This is a genomic window from Kitasatospora sp. NPDC001175, from assembly GCF_053598215.1.
The window spans coordinates 19138-39616 of sequence record NZ_JBSFJU010000008.1; the positions used below are offsets into that span (position 1 = coordinate 19138).

21 protein-coding genes are annotated in these 20479 nt (G+C 72.6%); 6 read left to right on the forward strand and 15 right to left on the reverse strand.

Annotated elements, in window-relative coordinates:
* Positions 1-58 precede the first annotated feature (58 nt).
* Positions 59-268, reverse strand: coding sequence for a hypothetical protein (locus ACWDAK_RS08355; protein ID WP_344635267.1), 210 nt, complete (start codon positions 266-268; stop codon positions 59-61).
* A 273-nt stretch (positions 269-541) separates the two neighbouring features.
* Here ACWDAK_RS08355 and ACWDAK_RS08360 point away from each other — a divergent pair, with 273 nt between their 5' ends.
* Positions 542-1456 (forward strand): MBL fold metallo-hydrolase, encoded by a 915-nt coding sequence (locus ACWDAK_RS08360; RefSeq protein ID WP_427394041.1) that lies wholly within the window; start codon positions 542-544, stop codon positions 1454-1456.
* 53 nt (positions 1457-1509) lie between these two features.
* Here the strand turns inward: ACWDAK_RS08360 and ACWDAK_RS08365 are convergent, their stop codons facing one another.
* Positions 1510-2289 carry a class I SAM-dependent methyltransferase gene (locus ACWDAK_RS08365; RefSeq protein ID WP_427394042.1) on the reverse strand — a complete coding sequence of 260 codons (780 nt, stop codon included), beginning with the start codon at positions 2287-2289 and terminating at the stop codon, positions 1510-1512.
* A gap of 123 nt (positions 2290-2412) precedes the next feature.
* On the reverse strand, positions 2413-3486 hold the full coding sequence (locus tag ACWDAK_RS08370) for a nitroreductase family protein (protein ID WP_427394043.1): 1074 nt from the start codon (positions 3484-3486) through the stop codon (positions 2413-2415).
* Between the two features lie 446 nt (positions 3487-3932).
* Here ACWDAK_RS08370 and ACWDAK_RS08375 point away from each other — a divergent pair, with 446 nt between their 5' ends.
* Positions 3933-4511, forward strand: coding sequence for a Scr1 family TA system antitoxin-like transcriptional regulator (locus tag ACWDAK_RS08375; RefSeq protein WP_425557549.1), 579 nt, complete (start codon positions 3933-3935; stop codon positions 4509-4511).
* Here the strand turns inward: ACWDAK_RS08375 and ACWDAK_RS08380 are convergent.
* Together ACWDAK_RS08380 and ACWDAK_RS08385 are read right to left on the reverse strand one after the other, a co-directional pair.
* A complete protein-coding gene (locus ACWDAK_RS08380) occupies positions 4490-6454 on the reverse strand; it encodes a phosphocholine-specific phospholipase C (RefSeq protein ID WP_427394044.1) in 1965 nt (654 codons plus the stop codon). The genes ACWDAK_RS08375 and ACWDAK_RS08380 overlap by 22 nt on opposite strands.
* 11 nt (positions 6455-6465) lie before the next feature.
* The gene (locus ACWDAK_RS08385; protein WP_427394045.1) at positions 6466-7890 is read right to left on the reverse strand and encodes an endonuclease/exonuclease/phosphatase family protein; all 1425 of its coding nucleotides are present in this window, start codon (positions 7888-7890) and stop codon (positions 6466-6468) included.
* Positions 7891-8130: 240 nt separating this feature from the next.
* On the opposite strand from ACWDAK_RS08385, the gene ACWDAK_RS08390 reads away from it, so the two are divergent.
* From ACWDAK_RS08390 to ACWDAK_RS08400, 3 genes are all read left to right on the forward strand, one after another.
* On the forward strand, positions 8131-8487 hold the full coding sequence (locus ACWDAK_RS08390; protein WP_427394046.1) for a WXG100 family type VII secretion target: 357 nt from the start codon (positions 8131-8133) through the stop codon (positions 8485-8487).
* 54 nt (positions 8488-8541) lie between these two features.
* A complete protein-coding gene (locus ACWDAK_RS08395) occupies positions 8542-9582 on the forward strand; it encodes a hypothetical protein (RefSeq protein WP_427394047.1) in 1041 nt (346 codons plus the stop codon).
* 103 nt (positions 9583-9685) lie between these two features.
* Positions 9686-10480 carry a hypothetical protein gene (locus ACWDAK_RS08400; RefSeq protein WP_427394048.1) on the forward strand — a complete coding sequence of 265 codons (795 nt, stop codon included), beginning with the start codon at positions 9686-9688 and terminating at the stop codon, positions 10478-10480.
* A gap of 36 nt (positions 10481-10516) precedes the next feature.
* Here ACWDAK_RS08400 and ACWDAK_RS08405 read toward each other — a convergent pair whose 3' ends face one another.
* The 7 genes from ACWDAK_RS08405 to ACWDAK_RS08435 form a co-directional block, all read right to left on the reverse strand.
* The gene (locus ACWDAK_RS08405; protein WP_427394049.1) at positions 10517-10879 is read right to left on the reverse strand and encodes a peptidase inhibitor family I36 protein; all 363 of its coding nucleotides are present in this window, start codon (positions 10877-10879) and stop codon (positions 10517-10519) included.
* Positions 10880-11102: 223 nt separating this feature from the next.
* Positions 11103-11426: a DMT family transporter gene (locus tag ACWDAK_RS08410; protein ID WP_344635277.1), complete on the reverse strand. Its 324-nt coding sequence runs from the start codon at positions 11424-11426 to the stop codon at positions 11103-11105.
* Positions 11426-12103 (reverse strand): HAD family hydrolase, encoded by a 678-nt coding sequence (locus ACWDAK_RS08415; protein ID WP_344635278.1) that lies wholly within the window; start codon positions 12101-12103, stop codon positions 11426-11428. Before ACWDAK_RS08415 ends, ACWDAK_RS08410 begins: the two co-directional genes overlap by 1 nt.
* Before the next feature lie 44 nt (positions 12104-12147).
* Positions 12148-13257 (reverse strand): ABC transporter ATP-binding protein, encoded by a 1110-nt coding sequence (locus tag ACWDAK_RS08420; protein ID WP_427394050.1) that lies wholly within the window; start codon positions 13255-13257, stop codon positions 12148-12150.
* 31 nt (positions 13258-13288) lie between these two features.
* A complete protein-coding gene (locus ACWDAK_RS08425) occupies positions 13289-14098 on the reverse strand; it encodes an ABC transporter permease (RefSeq protein WP_344635425.1) in 810 nt (269 codons plus the stop codon).
* Positions 14098-15063, reverse strand: a complete 966-nt coding sequence (locus ACWDAK_RS08430; RefSeq protein ID WP_344635280.1) for an ABC transporter permease — start codon at positions 15061-15063, stop codon at positions 14098-14100. Before ACWDAK_RS08430 ends, ACWDAK_RS08425 begins: the two co-directional genes overlap by 1 nt.
* 9 nt (positions 15064-15072) lie before the next feature.
* Entirely contained in the window at positions 15073-16242 is a 1170-nt protein-coding gene (locus ACWDAK_RS08435) for an ABC transporter substrate-binding protein (RefSeq protein ID WP_344635281.1), read from the reverse strand.
* A gap of 333 nt (positions 16243-16575) precedes the next feature.
* On the opposite strand from ACWDAK_RS08435, the gene ACWDAK_RS08440 reads away from it, so the two are divergent.
* Complete coding sequence (locus tag ACWDAK_RS08440) at positions 16576-17361, forward strand: GntR family transcriptional regulator (protein WP_344635282.1); 786 nt, start codon at positions 16576-16578, stop codon at positions 17359-17361.
* A 35-nt stretch (positions 17362-17396) separates the two neighbouring features.
* On the opposite strand, the gene tmpA is transcribed toward ACWDAK_RS08440, so the two are convergent.
* The 3 genes from tmpA to ACWDAK_RS08455 form a co-directional block, all read right to left on the reverse strand.
* Complete coding sequence (gene tmpA / locus ACWDAK_RS08445; RefSeq protein WP_427394051.1) at positions 17397-18968, reverse strand: 2-trimethylaminoethylphosphonate dioxygenase; 1572 nt, start codon at positions 18966-18968, stop codon at positions 17397-17399.
* A 129-nt stretch (positions 18969-19097) separates the two neighbouring features.
* Positions 19098-20030: a zinc-binding dehydrogenase gene (locus tag ACWDAK_RS08450; RefSeq protein ID WP_344635284.1), complete on the reverse strand. Its 933-nt coding sequence runs from the start codon at positions 20028-20030 to the stop codon at positions 19098-19100.
* Between the two features lie 5 nt (positions 20031-20035).
* Positions 20036-20458 (reverse strand): nuclear transport factor 2 family protein, encoded by a 423-nt coding sequence (locus ACWDAK_RS08455; RefSeq protein WP_344635285.1) that lies wholly within the window; start codon positions 20456-20458, stop codon positions 20036-20038.
* Positions 20459-20479 lie beyond the last annotated feature (21 nt).

The following is a 20479-nucleotide window of genomic DNA, read 5'->3' on the forward strand; positions in this document are numbered from 1 at the left end:
CACCCCGGCGGGCCGGACGCGTCGCTCTGCGATCGCCCTCACCGGCACGGCCTGGCGGTCAGCCGCGCTGCGGCCCGTACCGCCAGGCCCGGCCGTTCATCGCCAGCCAACCGCGCCCCACGCACCACTGGCAGGTCTCCGGCACCGTGCCGCTCCCGGTGGTGGCGCCGCGCATGCCCATCCGCACCCGGTACCGCACCCCGTCGGCGCAGTACGGGCATGTCACCTTGAACGTCACGGATCTGGTTCGCTGGTGGCCTTCGCTCATGGGGCAAGTATTCCTGCGTATCGGTCCGGGCACACGAATCCGTCCGCCGCCGGCGACGAGTGAAGGCCATTCGTGGGGCCGGTATTGACTACGGGCCGGCTGGCGGTACCGTTCGCGCCGCAACAGTTCCGCCTCGCCGGAGCCGTCCCGGGGCGGGTGCGAGGAGCTCTCGAGCCGCCGCTCGAACGGAACCGCCCGCGCCACGGTGGCGGCGTCGGCGGGGGAGTCGGATGAGCATTGAGAGCATCACCCGGTCTCCCTAGAGTCGGGGGCATGGACAGCGAGAACGCACCGCGCACGGTGCTGGGGGACGTCGAGGTCATCCGGGTCGTCGAGCTGAGCGGGATGACGTTGCCCGCCCGCGACCTCGTTCCGGCGGCCGGGGCCGGGGTGTGGCAGGACAACAAGGACCGGCTGGTGCCGGACCACTGGGAGCCGGACGGCGACCGGGCGGTGCTCGCGTTGCAGACCTGGGTGCTGCGCAGCGGCGGAAAGACCGTCCTGGTCGACACCGGGGTGGGCAACGGGCGCGAGCGGCCGGGATCACCCCGCTTCCACCACCGGCAGGGCGACTTCCTCGGCGCCCTGGCGCGGGCCGGCGTCCACCCGGAGGACGTGGACATCGTGGTCAACACCCACATCCACGGCGACCACGTCGGCTGGAACACCAACGGCGTCGCGGGGGAGTGGGTGCCGACCTTCCCCAACGCCCGGTACCTGGTGCCGGTCGCCGACGACTTCCACTACGGCCCGGACAACGGGTACGGAGGCGGCCGTCGGGTGGACGACCGGCTGATCTACCAGGACAGCATCGCGCCCGTCCACCGGGCCGGGCAGACCGTGCTGTGGGACGGCACCCACCGCATCGACGAGAACCTCACCCTGGAGTCCGCGCCCGGCCACACGCCCGGCTCGTCCGTGCTGCGGCTCGCTTCCGGGGGCGAGAGGGCGGTCTTCGTCGGCGATCTGCTGCACAGCCCGGTGCAGATCCTCGAACCGTCCTGCAACAGCTGCTTCTGCCTGGACGCGGAGCAGGCCGCGGCCAGCCGCCGCCGGATCCTCGAACGAGCGGCGGAGGAGCGGGAGTTGGTCGTCCCCGCGCACTTCAGCGGGGCGGGTGCGGTGGAAGTCCGTCGCGAGGGCGGCGAGTTCGCGCTCGGCCGGTGGGCGGCCTGGGGCGCGGAGTAGCGGCAGCCGGGCCGGCCGGATCCGGAGACGGACCCGGCCGGCCGGGGTGCCGGTCAGGCAGGGAGGGCCCGGATGAGGACGAGCGAACCGTTGAAACGGGGCTGACCGCGCAGCGCGCCGTGGTGCTCGTCCCAGGCACCGCTGACGAGGTCGCGGTGCAGCCGGTCGGTGTACTGCTCGGCCAGAGCGGCGTCCACGAAGCTCCAGGCCGAGCACGCCTGGCGGGCGCCGGGGTCGAGCAGGCGCTCGGGGCGGGCGTAGTACGCCTCGTTGAAGCCGTCGGTGCAGTCGGCCGGGATCGGGACCGGCTGCACGGTCACGGTGCCGCCGAGGGCCTCGGTGACGTCCCGGACCGCCGGGTAGCGCCGGGCCTCGGTGTCCAGCACCAGCGGGGCGTACTTGTACAGCCAGAAGTCGCGGACGAGCGCCGGGTCGCAGGTGAGGACGACGACCGGACCGCGCGCCACCCGGCGCATCTCCCGCAGCCCCGCCCCGAGGTCGCTCCACTGGTGCACGCTGAACGTGGTCATCGCGGCGTCGAACTCGCCGTCGGCGAAGGGCAGCCGCTCGGCCACGGCGTCCACGGCGGGCGGCAGGTGGGCCGGCCGCTGGGCGCGCATGGACGCCGACGGTTCGACCGCCGTCACCCGCAGTGCCTCCGACTCGTACGACCCGGCGCCGGCGCCGACGTTGACCACCGTGCGGGCGTCGCCCAGAGCCCGGGAGATCACCTCCGCGATGCGCGGGTCGGGCCGCCGGTGGTCGGCGTAGCCGGTGCCGATGGTGCCGTAGTCCGCGTCTCCCGCGCTGCCGTCCGCTCTGCGTTCGCTCATGATCCGAAACTAGCGAGGCCGTCAAGCGGCTTGCCGGGGGGCAGGGTTGGGTGAGCGGCGCATGGCCAGCCAGGAGGAGCCCCCGTGGGCGGCCGGGTTCCGTACGGGCGCGGTCGTGGCGCTTCAGTCCGCAGTCAGGATCTCCGGCACCGCCCGGCGCGGGGTGGTCGGCCCGGGCGGGCCGTAGCCGAGACGGACGACCAGCTGGACGTGACCGGGGCCGGTGGCCGGGTCGCGCAGCGCCCAGCGGGTGTCGGGCCACTCCAGTGCCTGGTTCAGGACCGAGAGCCGTACGCCGTGGACGGTCGCCAGCAGCCAGACGTGTTCCAGCGCCTGGCCCGCCCGCAGCCAGTGCGCCGGCCGGTCGCCCAGGGTGGTGAGGGTGCACAGCTGCGGCAGTGCCTCGAAGCGCTCGGAGGGCACAGCCGGCCGGGGCGGGTGGCCGGTGAAGCCGCGCATCGGGACGCGGGCGTCGTGGTCCTGCGGGCCCAGGGCGTACTGCGGGATGCCGTCGGGCGCGGAGTCCGGTCCGTCCGCGGGCTCCGCCGGGCGCAGCCAGCGGCCGATCTCGGCCAGCCGCGCCGGGTCGTCGGCCGTGCGCTGTTCGGCCTCGGCGGTCAGCGCGCTGACCCGGCGGACACCGTCCTCCTCCAGCGGGGACAGTAGGGCGCCCTCGGCGCGGGCCGCCGCGATGAGCTCGCCGAGCACCGCCTCCGGTACGTCGCGGTTGGCGAACGGACTGCGGCTGGAGTGCCGGAAGGCGACGGCCGGGTACAGGTCGCGGCCGGAGGGGGTCGCGGCGGGGTTGCGCGACCGTGCGGTGGGGTGGCCCGGGTCCGCGCCGCGGCCGAGGGCGAGATCGAGCGTGCTCGGGGCGGTGGCGGCGCGGGAGAGGTCCAGCACGGCGAGCAGGTCCGGTTCGCCCTCCTCGGGGAGCAGCCGTACCACCGGCTGCAGACCGAGGTGCTGGGCGGCGACCCGGAGGTTGAACAGGGCGGCACCCACCGAGATGTGCAGCGCCCGGCCGTCCGGGTCGGTGAGCGGCATCGAGCGCTCCCGGTCGGCGTACACCCGCAGCGAGGTGGTGGCGGCCGACCAGCGAAGGCGCCAGGGCTGGCTGTTGTGCAGCGAAGGCGCCGCGCCGCCGGCCGAGGCCAGCAGGCGCAGTTCCTCGGTCGTCAGGGTCGGCTCGGTCATGGTCCGTCTCTCCTTGCCCGACTAGCGGCGGCCGCTGACGACCGCCGGACTCACCGGTAACTCCACGGTAGGCCGGGCTTTCCCACCGGCCGCAGGGCCGAAGGGCCCCTCGGGGCGGGTCGAACGGACCGGTCTGCCCGGGGCCGGTCGTCGTACCTCCGGATGGCCGACGTACGGGCGGGGCGTACCGGTGGCTCTCGGTTCCAATGGCCCTGGCGCACCTGTCGGGCGGCGGTGCCGAATCGGCGTCACAGCGCCTCCCAGGCGGACCCCCACCGAAAGGACGTGTGCCACGTGACCGGCCACAGCAGAAATCTGACGCGGCGTTCGGTGCGTCGGCGAATCCCCGTTCTCGTCGCGGCGACCGGGCTGGCCATTCTGGCCGCCGCGGGCGAGGTGCAGGCGAGTGGCCCGGTGGGCCATGTGACGGGCGGGGGATCGAAGAAATGCCGGGAGATCCGGTACGACGCCGGTGTCGCCGGTCCGGCCGGGCCTGCCGCCCTGGCCGGGCCCGTCGGTGTGGCCGCTGCCGCCGCACTCGCCGGAGGCCACGACGCCGACAGGCTGAGGGGCTGTACCGGCCCCACTGGTCCCACTGGTCCCACCGGCCCGGACGGGGCGACGGGAGCCACCGGGCCCACTGGTCCGGCCGGAGCGACCGGAGCGACCGGCGCCAAGGGGGCCACCGGAGCGACCGGCGCGACCGGCGCGACCGGAGCCACGGGGTCGGCCGGGCTCGCGGTCGATGCCGGAGCCACGTTCGTCGACATGTGTCGAAACGTCAGGAGCACGTCGCTTCTCCAAGGCTTCCGGAGTACGTCGCTCAGGAGGCGCGCGCAGTTGAGCTCCGGGTGTTCGAGCTGGGCATCGTCCACGGCCTGTTGCAGACGCCGGAGTACGCGGCGGCGATCACGGCCGGGGCTGTTCGCCGGGGCAGCATCACCCAGGCTCGGCGGGGGAGGAGCCGGGTGCGGACCGGCCCCTCCCCTGGGGTGCGGGACGGTCAGTGCAGGGTGCCCGCGTAGCGGCGGGTGAAGCGGGTGCCAGTGGCCGCGGTCACGGTGACGTCGTAACGGCCTTGGTCAAGCGGCCAGTTGACGGTGGTGGAGGAGTGCGGAGCCACCCAGACGGTGCGGGCGGTGCCCGCGAAGTCGTTCGGGGCGGCGGTGAAGGAGACCTCCGTGCCGCCGTCGTTGACCAGCTTCAGGGCGAGGCCGGAGGTGGTCAGGGTGGCGTGCACCGAGGGCACGGCGATGTCGCTCTGCCCGTCCCGGACCACGCTGCCCGCGAAGCGGCGGACGAAGCCGTCCGGCCCGTGCACGGTGAAGTCGTACCGTCCGTCGGTGGCCGAGGCGTCCCAGGTGTGGGTGCCGGTGGCGCCGGGGGCGACGGTGTACGGGGTGCCCGTGAAGGCGTACACGATGTTGGGGTAGGCGGTGTAGGGGAACGCCACCGTACCGGAGTTGGCGAGGGTGCAGGTCACCTTGCCCGAGGCGCGGTCGACCACCACGTCGGCGGACGGCCGGTACGGCAGCCTGCGGTGCGGGCGGCCGCCCGGCTCCTGGACGGGCATCGACTGGGTGCCGGTCGCGGGCAGGACGACGCCCGGGAGCTTCGCCCCCGCGTCCGCCTTGGCCATCAGCGCGACGGTGTCCGGCAGCCGGGGTATCGAGAAGTCCGGCCTGGTGAAGTCGAAGCAGCTGGTCAGGTCGCCGCAGACGGCCCGGCGCCAGGCGGAGATGTTGGGCTCCTGCACCCCGGTTACCACCTCCAGGAAGCGCAGCACCGAAGTGTGGTCGAACACCTGCGAGTTGACCCACCCGCCGCGCGACCACGGCGAGGCCACCCACAGCGGCACCCGGTTGCCCAGCCCGATCGCCCGGCCCTGGGCGTACTCCTCGGGCGTGCCCGGCTCGGGGGCGGGCGGGACCATGTGGTCGAAGTAGCCGTCGTTCTCGTCGTACATCACCAGGAAGACGGTGTGCTGCCACACGTCCGGGTTGGACATCAGCGACTGCAGCGCGGTGTCGACCCAGTGCGCGCCGTAGTCCGGGCTGGCGTTGGGGTGCTCGCAGAACAGGTACGGCGCCACCAGCCAGGAGACGGTGGGCAGGGTGCCGTCCTTGCAGTGCCGGTCGAAGGCGGTGAGGTCCCACTTGGTCATCGCGTTGACGTAACGCGGGTCGTCCTCGGGGAAGTTGTGGAACTGCTTGAAGTAGGAGAGCGCGTTGTCGTCGTAGTCGCCGGTCCGCTCGTCCTCGCTCGGGTTGTGGTAGACGCGCCAGCTCACCTTGGCCGACTCCAGCCGCTCGGCGTAGGTCGTCCAGTCCGCGACGGGGTTGTTGGTGACCGGGGTGTTGTCGATCCACGGACCGGTGGTGCCGTCGCGGCCGGGGCCCGAGGTGCCCGTCCACAGGTAGAGCCGGTTGGGGTCGGTCGGCCCGGCGAGCGAGCAGAAGTACGCGTCGCAGAGCGTGAACGCGTCCGCCAAGGCGTACTGGTAGGGGATGTCGGCGCGGGTGAAGTAGCCCATGGTGCGCTCGCCCTTGGCGGCGACCCACTTGTTCATCGCGCCGTTGTTGATCGCCTGGTGGCCGGTGGCCCAGTCGTGGGCGAGACCGCCGGCGTTCTGCGCGTTGTACTTGGTGGTGTCCATCCGGTACGGCAGCATCACGCCGCCGTCGCTGCGGCCGGCGTCGGGCTGGCGGAACACGTTGCCGCCGTCCGGGAACTGGAGCGCCTGCCGGTCGCCGAAGCCGCGGACGCCGTTCAGGGTGCCGAAGTAGTGGTCGAAGCTGCGGTTCTCCTGCATCAGGATCACGACGTGCTTGACGTCCTTGGCGGTGCCCGAGTGGCGTCCGGCGGCCGGGGTCGCGGCCCGGGCGGCGGTGGACGGGAGGCCGGTCACCGCAGCCGCGGCGGTGGCCGCGGTGGCGCCGACGAAGGTACGGCGGCTGAACTGGGACATGGACGGGCCTCTCAGACGGTGAAGGTGGCGACGGCGGCGGCGGTGTCGGACGGCCACTCGTTGGCGGTGGCGTTCGGCTCGGCCTGCGGCCAGCCGACGGCCAGGGTGTGCGCCTCGACGAGGGTGAGCGGGCCCGCGTACTGGACCTGGTCGATCCGGTCCTGCGGCTCCGGCCTGCTGCCCCGGGTGCGGCGGGTCGGCGACCAGGTGTTGCCGGGCGAGGCGGCCGGGTCGCGGTGGGCCCTGCGGTAGGCGTCGATCAGCCCGGCCTCCTGAAGCGCCACGGTGACCGGCCACTTGAGCGGGCCGACACCGGAGTGGGCCGCCGCGGTGGTGGCCGTCCAGTCCAGGTGGGAGGGGGAGGAGAGGTCGGCGGCCAGGACCACCGGGTGGCCGGCCTTGACGTCCGCGTGCACCGCGGCCGCCAGCGCCTTGGCTTGCAGGCCGCGGGCCGAGGCTGCCTCGGCCGCCTCCACCTGGGCGGCGCTCCTGCCGTCCTGGACCGCGTACGGGCCGTAGTCGTCCTCGTCCAGGTGCGCGGCCCACAGCCTGACGCCGCGCCTGCCGGGAGGCTGGACGGTGACGGCGGCGGCCGGCAGCGCGGCGGTGGTGCCGGTGACGGCGGTCAGCGGGTAGCGGCTGAGGATGCCGACACTGCCCGCGCTCTGGTAGGAGTACCAGCCGAGAGCGTCGGCCAGCGCCTTGGCCGAAGTGCCCGCCGTCTCCTGGAGCGAGAGCACGTCCAGGCCCTGGGTGAGGATCACCCGCAGCTGCTTCTCCAGGGCGTCGGTGCTGTGGGTGCCCGCATCCCACAGGTTCCAGCTGGCGACCTTCAGCCGCACCGGGTGGCCGGCGGCCCGGACCGGCGCCTGGACGGTGACGGTGTCCACCGCGCCGGAGGCGTCCTTGGCCTGGACGGTGACGGTGCCGGGGTGCGCGGGCGCGGAGTGCGGCGCGGTGCCGGTGACGGTGCCGTCCGCCGCGACCTTCAGCCAGGCGTCCCCGCCGGTACGGCGGTACTCGACCGCTCCTGTGCCGTGCATCCACAGGCCGCCCAGCTTGACGCCCACCGCCGCGCCGGGCGCGACCGGGGTGGCCGTCAGGGCGTCCACGGCCAGGTGCCCGCGGATCGGCGCGGGCTTCGGCCGGAAGCCGAACGGCGCGGTCTGGGCCAGGACGCCGTAGCCGTCCTTGGCCAGCAGGTACGCGGTGTACGGTCCGCCGGTCAGCGCGGAGGTGTCCAGCTGGACGTCACCCGAGGCCGCCGGAGTGTATTTCCACACCAGCGAGGAGCCGGTGCCCGGCTGCCGGGTGCCGTCGTAGATCCCGACCCAGTTCTTGGGGTCGGGCGCGTCGGTGGTCCAGTGGAAGGTGAGCCGGTCGCCTTCGGTCGGGTTGGCCGGGGTGCCGAGGACGAGGGCGGATCCTGTCGCCACGGAGATCCTGTCCGCCGCGCCGGCGTTGGCGCGACTGGGTCGAGTTGGCTGTACAACTGGCCCAATTCACTCCAGACGCGGCGGACTTCGTGTGAACGGCGCATGACGTGCCGTCGGGAGAATGCGTAACTTGCCCGACCGGCGGTGCGTATTCCGCCATGCGAGGGGGCTCCCCAGCCGGTTTTCCGTCCGATAGCCTCTTGACGCGCTATCAGCGGAGAAAGTAATGGGGGAGTTGGGATGAGTTTTCTCGGGGACGCCTGGGATGACGCCAAGCACCTGGCCGGCGATGTCGTCAAGGTCGGCGAGGACATCGTCATGGCGCCGGCGGAGATCGCGCACTGGGCCCTCACCCAGATGTTCGGTGGCGGCGAGGCCGACCTGCACCGGATAGCGAACGAGCTGAACGAGCTGAGCAAGCAGATGGACGGGCTGGCCAAGGAGATCAACGGCGCCCTCGGGCAGCTGGCCTGGCACGGACCGGCCTCCGACGCCTTCGTCGGCTACGCGCGGGCGCGGGTGGGCGAGATGAACGCGGTCGGCGACGACCTGGCTCAGCTGGGCGCGTCGGTCGACCGCCTGGCCAACGCGTACTGAGACGCGGACTCCTTCCGGCACGACAAGGACTACTTACGGGGGCATCAGGATCAGATGGCAGACCAGTTCGGCTATCAGATACAGGAACTCGCCAAGATCGAGCAGGACTGGCGCTCGGTCAGTGAGCGGATGACGCAGCTGAACCAGCAGATCGGGCAGATCCGGTCCACGCTGGAGAGGGCGACGGCCGTCGACCTCGCGTCGAGCACGCTCGCCGGGATCCCGGGGTTCGGCATAGCCTTCGAGGTCCTCGAGGACGTGAAGCAGATCGAGGAGGCGACCAAGCGTCTTCAGGCCGACAAGGAACGGCTGACCAAGGAGATCGGTGAGGGCGCCGAGAAGCTCAAGGCGGTAAAGGCCGAGTACCAGGCGATCGAACAGAAGATCGCGGACGAGCTGAGGAAGCACCAGCACGAGACTCCTCCGCCTCCTGCCCCGAAGCAGCCCGCCGGTGGCTCGGGCGGCCACGGCGGTGGATCCGGCGGTCACGATGGTGGCTCCGGCGGCCAGCACGGTGGCGCCTCAGGTGGTCACGGTGGCGGCTCAGGTGGTCACGATGGCGGCTCGGGTGGTCACGAGGGCGGCGGCGGTGGCGGCAGCCACGGTGCTCCGGACGGGCACGTCAGCACCGCCAGCAGGATCCCGGTCACGGACGTCACCTACGGCGGCGCCGGATCGTGGAAGAGCGGCAAGGCGGCCACCGAGGACTACATCAACCAGGCGCTGGACAAGATGGGCATCACCGACCCGCAGGCCCGGGCCAACTGGATGCGCGGCATGCTCACCATCGCCGAGCGCGAGTCCACCTACAACCTGCCGACCTCCCAGGTGAACACGGGCGACAGCAACGCCCACGGCTCGCGGATGCCCGACGGCGCACCCGCTGGCTCCTCCCGCGGCGGCTGGCAGTGCGTACCGGGCACCTTCGCCGCGTACCACCAGCCCGGGACGTCGACCGACATCTACGACCCGGTCGCCAACTGCTGCGCGTCCATGAACTACGTCATGGACACCTACCACGTCTCCCGTGACGGCTCGAACCTGTCCCACAGCGTCCAGCAGGCCGACCCGAGCCGCTCGCCCAAGGGGTACTGAGCGCCACCCGCGCGGCGGTCGGTGCCGAACCGGCCGCCGCGCCCCGCCGCGCCCCGTCGAACCCCTCCGACCAACCCCGCACACCCGAGGAAGAGCCATTCCCGTGTCCCGCACCACCCTTGTCGCGGCGAGTGCCGCGCTGCTCGTCGTACTCGGTACGCTCACCGCCTGCGACCCCTCCGCCGACCCGGCCGCCTCCGCGAGCAGCGCGGCCCCGGCACCGGCCGGGAGCGCCGCCGATTCGCCTGCGGCCGCGCCCTCCGGCAAGGCCGTGCCGGCGCCCTCGCAGAACACCGGAGCCGGCGCGACGGACGGCGTACCGGCCTCGGCCTGGACGGCCTCGAACGGCGTCCCGATGGCCGCGCAGTACCACTGGGGTTCGCTCGCCGCCGCCGCGAAGGCCGTCAGCAACCCGAAGTTCGAGTTCGAGCAGCTCTGCCTGACGCCCCGCGACCCGTCGAACGACCTCGCGGACTGGAAGGGCCCGGCCGCGCAGGCGACCGTCAACTCCGGCCGGAACGTCGCCGACTGGCAGGTCCAGCAGACGATCGTCCACTTCCCCGGGACCAGCAGCGGCGGGGCGCAGATGGCGCACGCGCTCTTCCGCGGGCTCGCGGACGAGCTGAACGCCTGCGGCAAGAGCGCCAAGGGCGCGACCGTGAAGGTGACCAGCACCGGCGGCGACGCCGGCAACAGCGACCTGGCCGCGACCGTCACCGTCCCGGAGTCGGGCGGCGGCAGCTACACCCTGCACCAGTACCTGTCGCTGACCGGCCGGACGGTGACCGAGCTGGCGCTCTGGTCGGACCACCCCACCCACCCGTGGTCGGCGCCGGCGGACACGGCGGTGCTCAAGTCGCTTGAGGCGCCACTCTGTTCGGCCTTCAAGGACTGCTGACGGATCACCGTCGCGGGGTGGGCCCGGCCCGGCGGCTCAGCCGCAGTCCGGGGTGAGCGAGCCCACCCGGCGGCCGTCGAGCTCGTGGTCGCCGTAGCCGGAGACCTCCTGCTCCTCGCCCGCGAAGTCCGGCTTGTCGTTGAGCCGGACGATGCAGCCGAAGCCGTCGGGAACGGGGTTGCGGACCGAGCGCGGGTGGACGGCCGGCGCTATGTCGTCCAGCTCGCGGAGGTCGAAGCCGTTCCTGGTCACGTGCGCGTCCTCGGCGAGGAGCACCCGGCCGGTCTGGTGCGGCCCTTCGAACAGGCAGAAGTAGCCCTTGCGGCACTGCGCGGCGCCGTCCGCGGTGTCGGCGTGGCCGGCCGGAGCGGTGGTGAGGGCGAGGCCAATTGCTGACATGGTCACGACAGCAAGGCGGGCGGCGCGGTGGTGCATGTGAACTCCGTTCGTCGGGAATGCGCACTCGTGGTGTCCGGGCGGCGACCCAACGCTACCCCGCGAATGCTCCCTGTACGGAGCTTTTTGACGCAATCCGTGCGCGCGATGAGGCCGGAGAGCACCGAGGGGCTGAGGGGAACCCGTTGTCCCGTCAGCCCCTCGGGCCGTGACCGTCAGGTGCTGCTCAGTGGCTGCCGCGCAGGTTGAGCACCACCACGCCGATGATGATCAGCGCGATGCCCAACCACTGGGCGCGGCCGAGCTGTTCACCGAAGGCGACGACACCGATGGCGGCGACGGCCGCGGTGCCCGCACCGGACCAGACCGCGTACGCGACCGAGACCGGGATGTGCTTCAGCGCCCGGCCCAGCAGCAGGAAGGAGAGCGCGTAGCCGATGCCCACGCCGATGCTGGGCCAGAGCCTGGTGAAGCCCTCGGTGAGCTTGAGGCAACTGGTGGCGCAGACCTCGCTGGTGATGGCGAGGGCCAGCAGCAGGTAGGACGGCATCACGCGGGCCGGGCGGCGAGCCGGCCCAGCAGCGCCAGGTCTGCCTGCTCCAGGCTCTCCAGCAGGGTGATCCGCTCGGCGGCCGCGATCGGCACGGTGGACGGTACGGCCAGCACGTTGCAGCCCGCCGCGTGGGCGGAGGCGACACCGGTCGGGGTGTCCTCGACGGCCACGCAGGCGGCCGGGTCCAGGCCGAGCAGGTCGGCGGCGGCGAGGTAGGGGGCCGGGTCGGGCTTGGTGCGCTCGGTGTCCTCGGCGGCCAGGGTGATGGTGAACCACTCGCGGCCGAGCGAGGAGAGCACCAGGTCGACCACCCGGCGCGGCGAGGCGGAGACCAGTGCGGTGGGCACGGCCGCGTCCCGCAGCTCGGTCAGCAGGGCCAGCGCGCCCGGCCGCGGGACTATCTCGGCGGCGACCTTGCTGGTGAACAGCTCGTCGAGCTGCGTGGCGAGTTCGGCCTCGGCGCGGTCGGTCCCGCTGGTGCGGTGCAGGTGTGCGGCGGTGTGCTCGACCGGGCGGCCGAGTACCTCGGGCACGTCCTCGTCGGTGAGGGTGAGCTCCAGCTCGGCGGCGATTTCGGCGGCGGCCTGCCACCAGAGGTGCTCGGTGTCGACCAGGGTGCCGTCCATGTCGAACAGGACGGCGGCCGGGCCGGAGCGGGAAAGGGAGTCAGGCATGGCGGTACCTTCGGTGTTCATGAGAAGCAACGTTCGATGAGATCTCAGGCGGTGGCAAGGCGTCGGTCGACCAGGACCGGGCGCTGCGGCAGCGTGATCTCCGCGGCGCCGCCGATCGGCAGGCCGGCGGCCTCCTCGGTCGGCAGGTCGGCCTTGACCTCGGTGCCGTCCGAGAGCCGGACGGTGAGCCGGGTGACGCCGCCGAGGAAGGATGCGGACACCACCAGGGCCCGGCCGTCCGCAGCCGCCCCCGATTGCTGACAAGAGCGGAGGCCGACGTTCTCCGGTCGGACCAGCACGTCCAGCGCGCCGTCGGCGGGGACGGTGCCGTCCACCTCGTGCCGGCGGCCGAGCACCTCGACGCCGTCGCCGGAGCGCTCGCACGGGATTCGGCTCATGGTGCCGACGAACTCGGCGACGAAGGCGGTGGCCGGACGGGCGTAGAGCTCGGACGGGGTGGAGCACTGCTCCAGGCGGCCCGCGCGCAGCACGGCGACGCGGTCGGCCATCGACAGCGCCTCCTCCTGGTCGTGGGTGACGAACAGGGTGGTGATCCCCAGCTCCTGCTGCAGGCGGCGGATCTCCTCGCGCAGGCTGAGCCGCACCTTGGCGTCCAGCGCGGACAGCGGCTCGTCGAGGAGCAGCACGCGCGGCTTGAGGGCGAGCGCGCGGGCGAGCGCGACGCGCTGCTGCTGGCCGCCGGACATCTGGTGCGGGTAGTGCCCGGCGCGCTGCGGCAGGCCGACCAGCTCCAGCAACTCCTGGGCGCGCCCCCGGCGTTCGGACTTGGCGATGCCGCGCATCCGCATCCCGAAGGCGACGTTGTCGAGCGCGGTCAGGTGCGGGAAGAGGCTGTAGGACTGGAACACCATGCCCGCGTCGCGCTTGTGCGCGGGGATCCTGGTGATGTCCTCGCCGTCGACCAGGACCTCGCCGGCGTCGTGGGTCTCGAAGCCGGCCAGGATCCGCAGCGCGGTGGTCTTGCCGCAGCCGGACGGGCCGAGCAGGGCGAGCAGTTCGCCGGGCTCGACGGTCAGGTCGAGGCCGTCCAGCGCGGTCGTGGCGCCGAACTCCCGGCGCAGGGAGCGGAATTCGACGGTCGCGCCACCGGTCGCGAGCGGCGCGCCGGAGGAGAGGGCGGTAGCCGTGGTCATGCGGGGGACTCCTGGAGTTGCGGGGGGTGGATCAGGAACGCGCGGTCTTGCGGCCGCGGCCGACGGCGGACATCAGCAGCAGCACGACCCAGACGATCAGCAGGCTCAGCATCGAGACCGCGACCGACATCTGGCCGTCGCTCTTGCCGTTGGAGTTGATCCACACCGAGAAGGGGGCGAAGCCGAGGATCGAGGCGGTGGTGAACTCGCCGAGCACCAGGGCGACGGCGAGCACGGCGGCGTTCAGCAGCGCGCTGCGCAGGTTCGGCAGGACCACGGTGAACACCGCGCGCATCCAGCCCGCACCGCAGTTGCGGGCGGCCTCGACCAGGGTGACCACGTCCACGCCGCGCAGTCCGGCGTCCAGCGCCCGGTACGCGAAGGGCAGGGCCATCAGCACGTACGCGATCACCAGGACGATCGGGAACTTCGGGTCCTGGATGGCCACGACGGTCTGGAAGAACGGGGTGTCGGACAGGTAGTCCGGACCCCAGCGCAGCACGCCGACGATGCCGGTGGTGAGCGCCACCACCGGGACCACCAGCGGGAGCGAGCAGATCACCTCGATCACCGTGCGCAGCCTGGGCGCGCCGAGCCTGGCCGCGAGCAGCGCGGGCACCAGCAGGAGCAGCAGGACCACGACGGTGACGGCGGCGAGCTCCAGGCTCAGGGTGAGGCTGTCCGTGAAGCCGGGGGCGTTCAGCAACTCGGTGTAGGCGCGGAAGGAGATGCCGCCCTTGGTGTCGTCGAGGCTGAAGTAGACCGAGGCGGCCATCGGCACGGCGAAGTAGACACCGCAGATCAGCAGGACCAGTCCGCGACCGAAGCGGATTCTCGAAATCAGGCTAGCCACTTGGCACTCCGGCGCTGAAGGGGCAGGTAGATCGCCATCACCAGGCAGGCGACCACGATCATGTCGAGGCCGAGTGCGAGCGCCAGGTTGCCCTGGCCGACCAGCACGTTGCCGGAGAGCGCGTCGCCGATCTGCATCGAGATCAGCGGTACCGAACTGCCGACCATGGCCTCGGCGGTGGCGTACGCGGCGAAGGAGGCGCCGAACAGCAGCACGAACCCGCCGAGCAGCGAGGGCAGCAGCACCGGCAGCGCGACGTGGCGCCAGTACTGGCGCACGGTGGCGCCGTTGTTGTACGCGGCCTCGCGCCACTGCACCCGCAGTCCCTCCAGGGCCGGGGTGATGGTGAGGATCATCAGCGGCACCAGGAAGTACAGGTAGACCACCGAGAGGCCGGAGAAGGTGTAGAGGTTCCAGCCGTGCTTGGTGAGGCCGAGCTTCTTGGTCACCTCACCGGAGTTGCCGAGGGTGGCGACGAACATGAAGGCCAGCGGCACACCGCCGAAGTTGGCCAGCACGCCGGAGCCGGAGAGCACCGCCTCGCGGAACAGCCGGAACCGGGAGGTGACCACCGCCTGGGCCAGCGGCAGACCGACCACGGTACCGATCAGCGCGGTCAGCAGCGAGAGCTTGACGCTGCCGAACAGCGCCGTCCAGTACGCGCCCTGGAGCGAGTCGGTGAGGTTCGCGGTGGTGAAGGTGCCGCCGCCGCCGGGCGAGTCTGTCGAGGTGGTGAACGCGCCGATCGCGATCGCGACCGTCGGCAGGCCGAAGCCGATCAGGAAGAACAGCATCAGCGGGAGCGCGGCCAGCCAGGCGCGGCTGCCGCCGCGCTTGCGCCGCGGGGTGGCACGGGAGGTCCGTGCCTCGGGGGTGGCGGTGCCGGACGTCCCCGCGCCGCCGCCGAGATCGGCGGCGGCGGGGGTCGGCACCGGGGTGGGAGCCGTAGTCATGGTTGAGGATCAGCCCGCGATCGCGTTCGCCCAGTTCTCGGTCACGGTCTTCTTCGCCGCGTCCGTCTGGGCCTGGGTCGGGAAGGTGGTGAAGGGCTTGGCGACCGGCGGCAGCTTGGCGGCGGCCGCGGCGTCCAGGGTGCCGGCGCTCTTCATGGCGTCGAACAGGGCCGGGGTGGCGTAGCCGCCCAGGAAGCCGTTCTGGCCCTCGGCGCTGTAGAGGTACTCCTCCCACAGGCGGGCGGCGGCCGGGTGCGGAGCCCACTTGTTGATGGCCTGGTTGTAGTACTGGGCGTAGGAGCCGTCCGCGGGGATGGCGACCTTCCAGTCGATGTCCTTGTCCTTGAACTTGTCGGTGTAGCCGGTGTTCAGGTAGGACCAGTCGACGCTGATCGGGGTCTCGCCCTTCTCGATCGTCGCCGGGGTCACCTCGACCGGGTTGAAGTTGCCGGCCTGCTTCAGCTTGCCGAAGAAGTCGATGCCCGGCTGGATGTTGTCCAGCGAACCGCCGTTGGCCAGCGCGGCGGCCCAGACGGCGCTGAGCGCGGCGGCGGCCTTGGTCGGGTTGCCGTTCAGCGCGACCATGCCCTTGTAGTCGGGCTTCAGCAGGTCGGCGAAGGTCTGCGGGCAGACCGAGACCTTCTTGGCGTCGCAGCCGATCGAGACGTAGCCGCCGTAGTCGTTGTACGACAGGCCGTTCGCGTCCTTCATGGTCGCCGGGATCTTGTCGAAGTCGGCGACCTTGTAGGGGGCGAGCAGGCCCTGGGCGCCGGCGCTCTGCGCGAAGGCGGTGCCGAGGTCCACCACGTCGGGGGCGCGGTCCTGGCCCTTGCGGGAGGTGATCGCGTTGATCTCGTCCTGGCTGGAACCGTCCGGGTTCTCGTCCTCGATGTCGATCCCGTACTTGGCCTTGAAGCCGTCCATCAGCTTGCCGTAGTTCGCCCAGTCCTTGGGCAGCGTGATGACGTGCAGCTTGCCCTCCTTCTTGGCGGCGGCGACCAGCGCGTCCATCCCGCCGAAGTCGGCGGCCGAGGTGGCGTCCTTGGCGGCCTTGCCACCGGCCTTGGCGGGGGCGTCGGCGGAGGAGGTCGAGCCGGCCGACCCACAGGCGGTGAGGGAGAGCGCGGCGGCGGTCAGCACAGCCGCGAAGGCGGCGGCACGGGCACGGTGCAACGTCACGGGAAAGTTCTCCTGACAGGGAGGGAGCGGCAAGCTGGGGGTATCGCTCATTGGGGGAGGCATCGGACAACTTCTGGTCAAGTTGGCTAGGCAACTCATCGCCGACGTCGGTAAGTACGCCGGAGTCCGGTGACGGGAAGGTGAACGGACGGCCCAGCTCAGGGGGCGGCTGCGGGAACGGTGGAATCAGTGCCGCCGCGCAGAGATCAACAGCGGCTACAGTCGGTGGCGTCCGCGCTGCACCCGTGCGCGGGCCCTGCCCCAGGAGGGACATTGACACACGCGGCACGGGCACATGCGGCCCGGGAAGCAGACGTGGCACAGGAGACACACGTGGCACAGGACTCCGAGCACACCACGACCGTCGACCGGACGTCCGGCGCGCTCTATCGCCAGGTGGCCTCCGACCTGCGCGAGGCCATCACCTCGGGCTCCTTCGGCGAGTCCGGGCGCCTGCCCGCCGAGGGCGCGCTCGCCGAGCAGTACGGCGTCTCCCGCGGCACCATCCGGCAGGCGCTCGCCCTGCTGCGGGCCGACGGACTGGTCACCTCGCGGCGCGGCACCCGCCGGGTGGTGCTCGGCGGTGCCCGGGTCCAGAGCTTCTCCGAGCTGCTCAGCTTCACCCACTGGGCCCGCTCGATGGGCGAGGAACCCGGCGGGCGGCTGGAGTCGCTCGTCCGGCGGCCGGCCGACGCGGCCGAGCGCGAACAGCTGCGGCTCGCGCCCGGCAGCGACGTGTACGTGGCGCTCCGGCTGCGCACCCTCTCCGGCAACCCCGTGATGGTGGAACGCATCGTGTACCCGCCCCGGGTGGGCGAGCTGGTCGCCCAGCTGCCGCCCGACGTGGTCTCGCACACCGAGTTCCTGCGCGAGCACGGCATCCTGTTCACCGACGCCGACCACACCATCGACGTGGTCGCCGCCAACGCGGACGACGCCCGGCTGCTCGGCTGCCGCCGGGGCAGCCCGCTGCTCAGGGAGCGCCGCCGCACCACCGACCCCACCGGCACCCCCGTCGAGTGGTCCCAGGACCGCTACCTCCCGGGCACGGTGGCCTTCAGCGTGCACAACTCCCTCGCCGCCTCTGCGCTCTCGCGCCACGCCCGCGAGGGCGACTGAGCGCTACCGGGCGCACGCCCCCGTCAGGTCTCCCGTCAGGCCATCAGGCGCTCCAGCAGCGGCCTGAAGTGGGCGAACGACGGGGTCGGGGCGCCCGCCACCTTGGCCTGGTCGTCCCAGCGCCGGACGGCCACCGCTTCCTCGGCGCCCGCGAGCGCGGCGAAGGCGGCCGCCTCCGCGGCGTCCATCGGACCGCCCTGCACCCGCAGCGTGTACTCGGAGGCCTCCGACAGCCGCGCCCGGTAGTCCGGCTCCACCGCGCACAGGTACCGCTTCGCCGCCACGTGCAGCCGTACCGGCTCGGTCACCTCGGGCCCGAACCACCGCGCCAGCCAGTCGGCACCGGTGTGGCTGTGCCGGTTGTCCTGCCCCTGCATCAGCCGCAGGCCCGATCCTCCGAAATGGCCCACGTCGTGCAGCAGTGCCGCCGCGACCAGGTGCGCGGGCGCCCCCGCCGCCTCGGCCGACGCACCCGCCTGCAGCATGTGTTCGGCCATCGTCACCTCCTCGCCCAGGTACTCGCCGAGTCCCTCGCCCGCGAACATCCGCTCCAGCGCGTCCAGGGCGGCGGCCCGCCGCTCCAGCACCGCGAGCGTGGAGGCCAGCGAGTCCAGGTCCGCGTAGCAGCCCTGCAGATGGCGGTGCCCGTCCTGCGCGAAAGCGGTGCGGGCGTGCAGCAGCCGGGTGTTGTCGAAGACCAGGCAGTCCCCGGGCACCAGCCGGAACGTCAGCTGCAGCTCGGGGCGCAGCGTGATCCGTGCGAAGCGCCGGTACGCGGCGTAGAAGGCGTCCAGCTCGGCGGCCGGCAGGCGCAGCGTCCCGATCGAGCGGTTGTTGAACCGCACCTCGCGGATCCGACCCAGCGCGTCCACCTCGATCAGCGGCCGCTCGGCCCGCAGTTCGCTGCGGCGGTCGCGGAAGGCGAAGGGCACCGGCGTCCCGGTCAGTACGGCGAAGTCCTCCGGAGCCTCCTCGCGCAGCAGCGCCGCCGCGCGGAAGCCGTCCACCAGGCCGGAGTCGCCCCCGGTGGCGTCATTGCGCAGGCAGTGCAGCAGCTGGAGGGTGGGCACCGGGTCGCGGTACGGGTTGTCGGTGTGCGGTGCGATGGCCGCGCTGGTGAACGCCAGGTTGTTGGGGTCGGGCTCGACCCGGACGTCGAACAGCTCGCCGTAGTTGGTCTCCCGGACGTAGCCGAAGTCGCGCGCCACCTCCAGCACCTGGCGCTCCAGGGCCGGCACCCCGCGCAGCACCGCGAACCCGACGTCGCGCACCGCCGCCAGCACGGCCGTCCGCTGCGCCGGGTCCGCCAGGTAGGCGTCCCAGTCGGCCCCGGGCCGGCCGGCCGGGAAGTCCGCCGCCTCCCACAGCCGCTTGCCCTGCTCGGTCCGGCCGTCGCCGGCACCGGTCCCGGTCAGCCACTCCACCGGGTACCGCGACCGGTGCCCGTCCGACCAGCGCACCGCCAGCACGCCGTCCTCCTCCGCCTGCTCCGCGATCGCCAAGTCGCCGGGCAGATCGGTGATCTGGAACAGCTTCTGGCCGTTGCGGGGGTCGCGGCACTCGGTGCAGGGGCAGTTGTCGCGCAGCCAGTACGCGGAGAGCGGCATCGGGATCTCCTTCTCGGATCACGCCAAGTTGTATAGCCAACTTGTCTCGCGTACGACCCTGCCGAGCCCGGATGAGAGGCAGTCGACGGACTGGTGGCCGCGACGCGAACAGCGGCGGACCCGTGGGCGTCAGCCCACGGTCAGCACCGCGTTGCCGCGGATGCGGCGGCCGCGCAGATCGGCGATGACGTCGGCGGTCCTGGACCAGTCGCGGACGGTGCCGATCTCCGGGTGCAGCCGGCCGCCGGCCACCAGCCGGACCAGGGTGGCGAGATCGTCGCCGTAGGCCGGACCGGAGGCGGTGTAGTCGAAGTGCGCGATCCTGGCCTGGGCCGGGCCCTTGAAGAACTCGAAGAAGTCCAGGGTCGCCGGCGCGCCGCCGGCCTGGCCGAACCAGACCAGCAGGCCACCGGGTGCGGTCCGGGCCAGCGCCGCCGACAGCGACGGTCCGCCGACCGACTCCAGCGCCACGTCGAACGGCCCCTCGGCGTCCTCCACCGAGGTCACCACCTCGACCGCGCCGAGCTCCGGCAGCCGGGTGCCGCGCTCCCGGCTCGCGCAGACCGCCGTGACCGCCGCTCCGGAGGCGGCCGCCAGCTCGGTGACGTAGTGCCCGACACCGCCGCTCGCCCCGGTGAGCAGCACCCGCCGGCCGGCCACCGGACCGGCGGCGCGGAGCAGCCGCAGCGCGGTGATCCCGGCGAGCGGCAGCGCGGCGGCGGTCACCGAGTCGACGCTGTCCGGCAGTTCGGCCGCGTTCCGGGTCGGGACGGCGACCCGCTCGGCCCATCCGTATCCGGGCGGATGGGCCACCACCCGGGTGCCGGCCGCCGGGCCGGTGCCGTCGGCGGCGGCCCGCAGCACCAGGCCGGCCACGTCCTTGCCCGGCCGCCAGTCGGGCCGGGGCCGCGGCAGCACCCCCGCCAGCTGGAGGGTCTCGCCCCGGTTGACCGAGTACGCCTCCACGGCGAGCACCAACTCGTCGGCCGCGGGCTCCGGTTCGGGAGCCTCACCGAGCACCACCGGCGCACCGGTCCCGGGCCCCGGCAGGATCGCCCTCATGGCCGTCACTCCCCGGCGAAGACGACGGTCTTGGCGTGCAGGGTGTCCCCGAAGTACTCGCGGACCGAGGCGATCCGCCCGTCGCGGATGGTGAAGACGGCCAGGCAGTGCTGCTCGTACCGGCCGCCCGCCTTGGCCAGGCCCCGGCTGGTCCACTCGGCCAGCACCCGGTCGCCCTCGGCGATCACGCCCTCGAACTCCATCGACAGCGAGTCCGGCACCAGCCGGGAGACCATCGCGGGGATGAACTCGCCGAGGATCTCGTCCGGTCCGGTCCAGGTCCGCGACAGCGGCAGGTCGCCCGCGAGCTTCCAGGTCGCGTCCGGTGCGAAGAAGCGGCGCAGCGCGTCGAAGTCCCCGGTGAGCAGGGTGTCCATGTAGTCGAGGACGACGGCCTTGCTGGCGGCGGTGAGGTCTGCGGTGGTCATGGTGGTTCCAGCCCTTCTGGC

Coding starts and splice junctions, on each gene's coding strand:
- ACWDAK_RS08360 (WP_427394041.1), top strand. CDS start 542: ATGGACAGCGAGAACGCACCGCGCACGGTGCTGGGGGACGTCGAGGTC.
- ACWDAK_RS08415 (WP_344635278.1), bottom strand. CDS start 12,103: ATGCCTGACTCCCTTTCCCGCTCCGGCCCGGCCGCCGTCCTGTTCGAC.
- ACWDAK_RS08420 (WP_427394050.1), bottom strand. CDS start 13,257: ATGACCACGGCTACCGCCCTCTCCTCCGGCGCGCCGCTCGCGACCGGT.
- ACWDAK_RS08455 (WP_344635285.1), bottom strand. CDS start 20,458: ATGACCACCGCAGACCTCACCGCCGCCAGCAAGGCCGTCGTCCTCGAC.
- ACWDAK_RS08365 (WP_427394042.1), bottom strand. CDS start 2,289: ATGAGCGAACGCAGAGCGGACGGCAGCGCGGGAGACGCGGACTACGGC.
- ACWDAK_RS08375 (WP_425557549.1), top strand. CDS start 3,933: ATGCCGGGAGATCCGGTACGACGCCGGTGTCGCCGGTCCGGCCGGGCC.
- ACWDAK_RS08405 (WP_427394049.1), bottom strand. CDS start 10,879: ATGTCAGCAATTGGCCTCGCCCTCACCACCGCTCCGGCCGGCCACGCC.
- ACWDAK_RS08410 (WP_344635277.1), bottom strand. CDS start 11,426: ATGCCGTCCTACCTGCTGCTGGCCCTCGCCATCACCAGCGAGGTCTGC.
- tmpA (WP_427394051.1), bottom strand. CDS start 18,968: ATGCCGCTCTCCGCGTACTGGCTGCGCGACAACTGCCCCTGCACCGAG.
- ACWDAK_RS08395 (WP_427394047.1), top strand. CDS start 8,542: ATGGCAGACCAGTTCGGCTATCAGATACAGGAACTCGCCAAGATCGAG.
- ACWDAK_RS08450 (WP_344635284.1), bottom strand. CDS start 20,030: ATGAGGGCGATCCTGCCGGGGCCCGGGACCGGTGCGCCGGTGGTGCTC.
- ACWDAK_RS08380 (WP_427394044.1), bottom strand. CDS start 6,454: ATGTCCCAGTTCAGCCGCCGTACCTTCGTCGGCGCCACCGCGGCCACC.
- ACWDAK_RS08390 (WP_427394046.1), top strand. CDS start 8,131: ATGAGTTTTCTCGGGGACGCCTGGGATGACGCCAAGCACCTGGCCGGC.
- ACWDAK_RS08355 (WP_344635267.1), bottom strand. CDS start 268: ATGAGCGAAGGCCACCAGCGAACCAGATCCGTGACGTTCAAGGTGACA.
- ACWDAK_RS08430 (WP_344635280.1), bottom strand. CDS start 15,063: ATGACTACGGCTCCCACCCCGGTGCCGACCCCCGCCGCCGCCGATCTC.
- ACWDAK_RS08370 (WP_427394043.1), bottom strand. CDS start 3,486: ATGACCGAGCCGACCCTGACGACCGAGGAACTGCGCCTGCTGGCCTCG.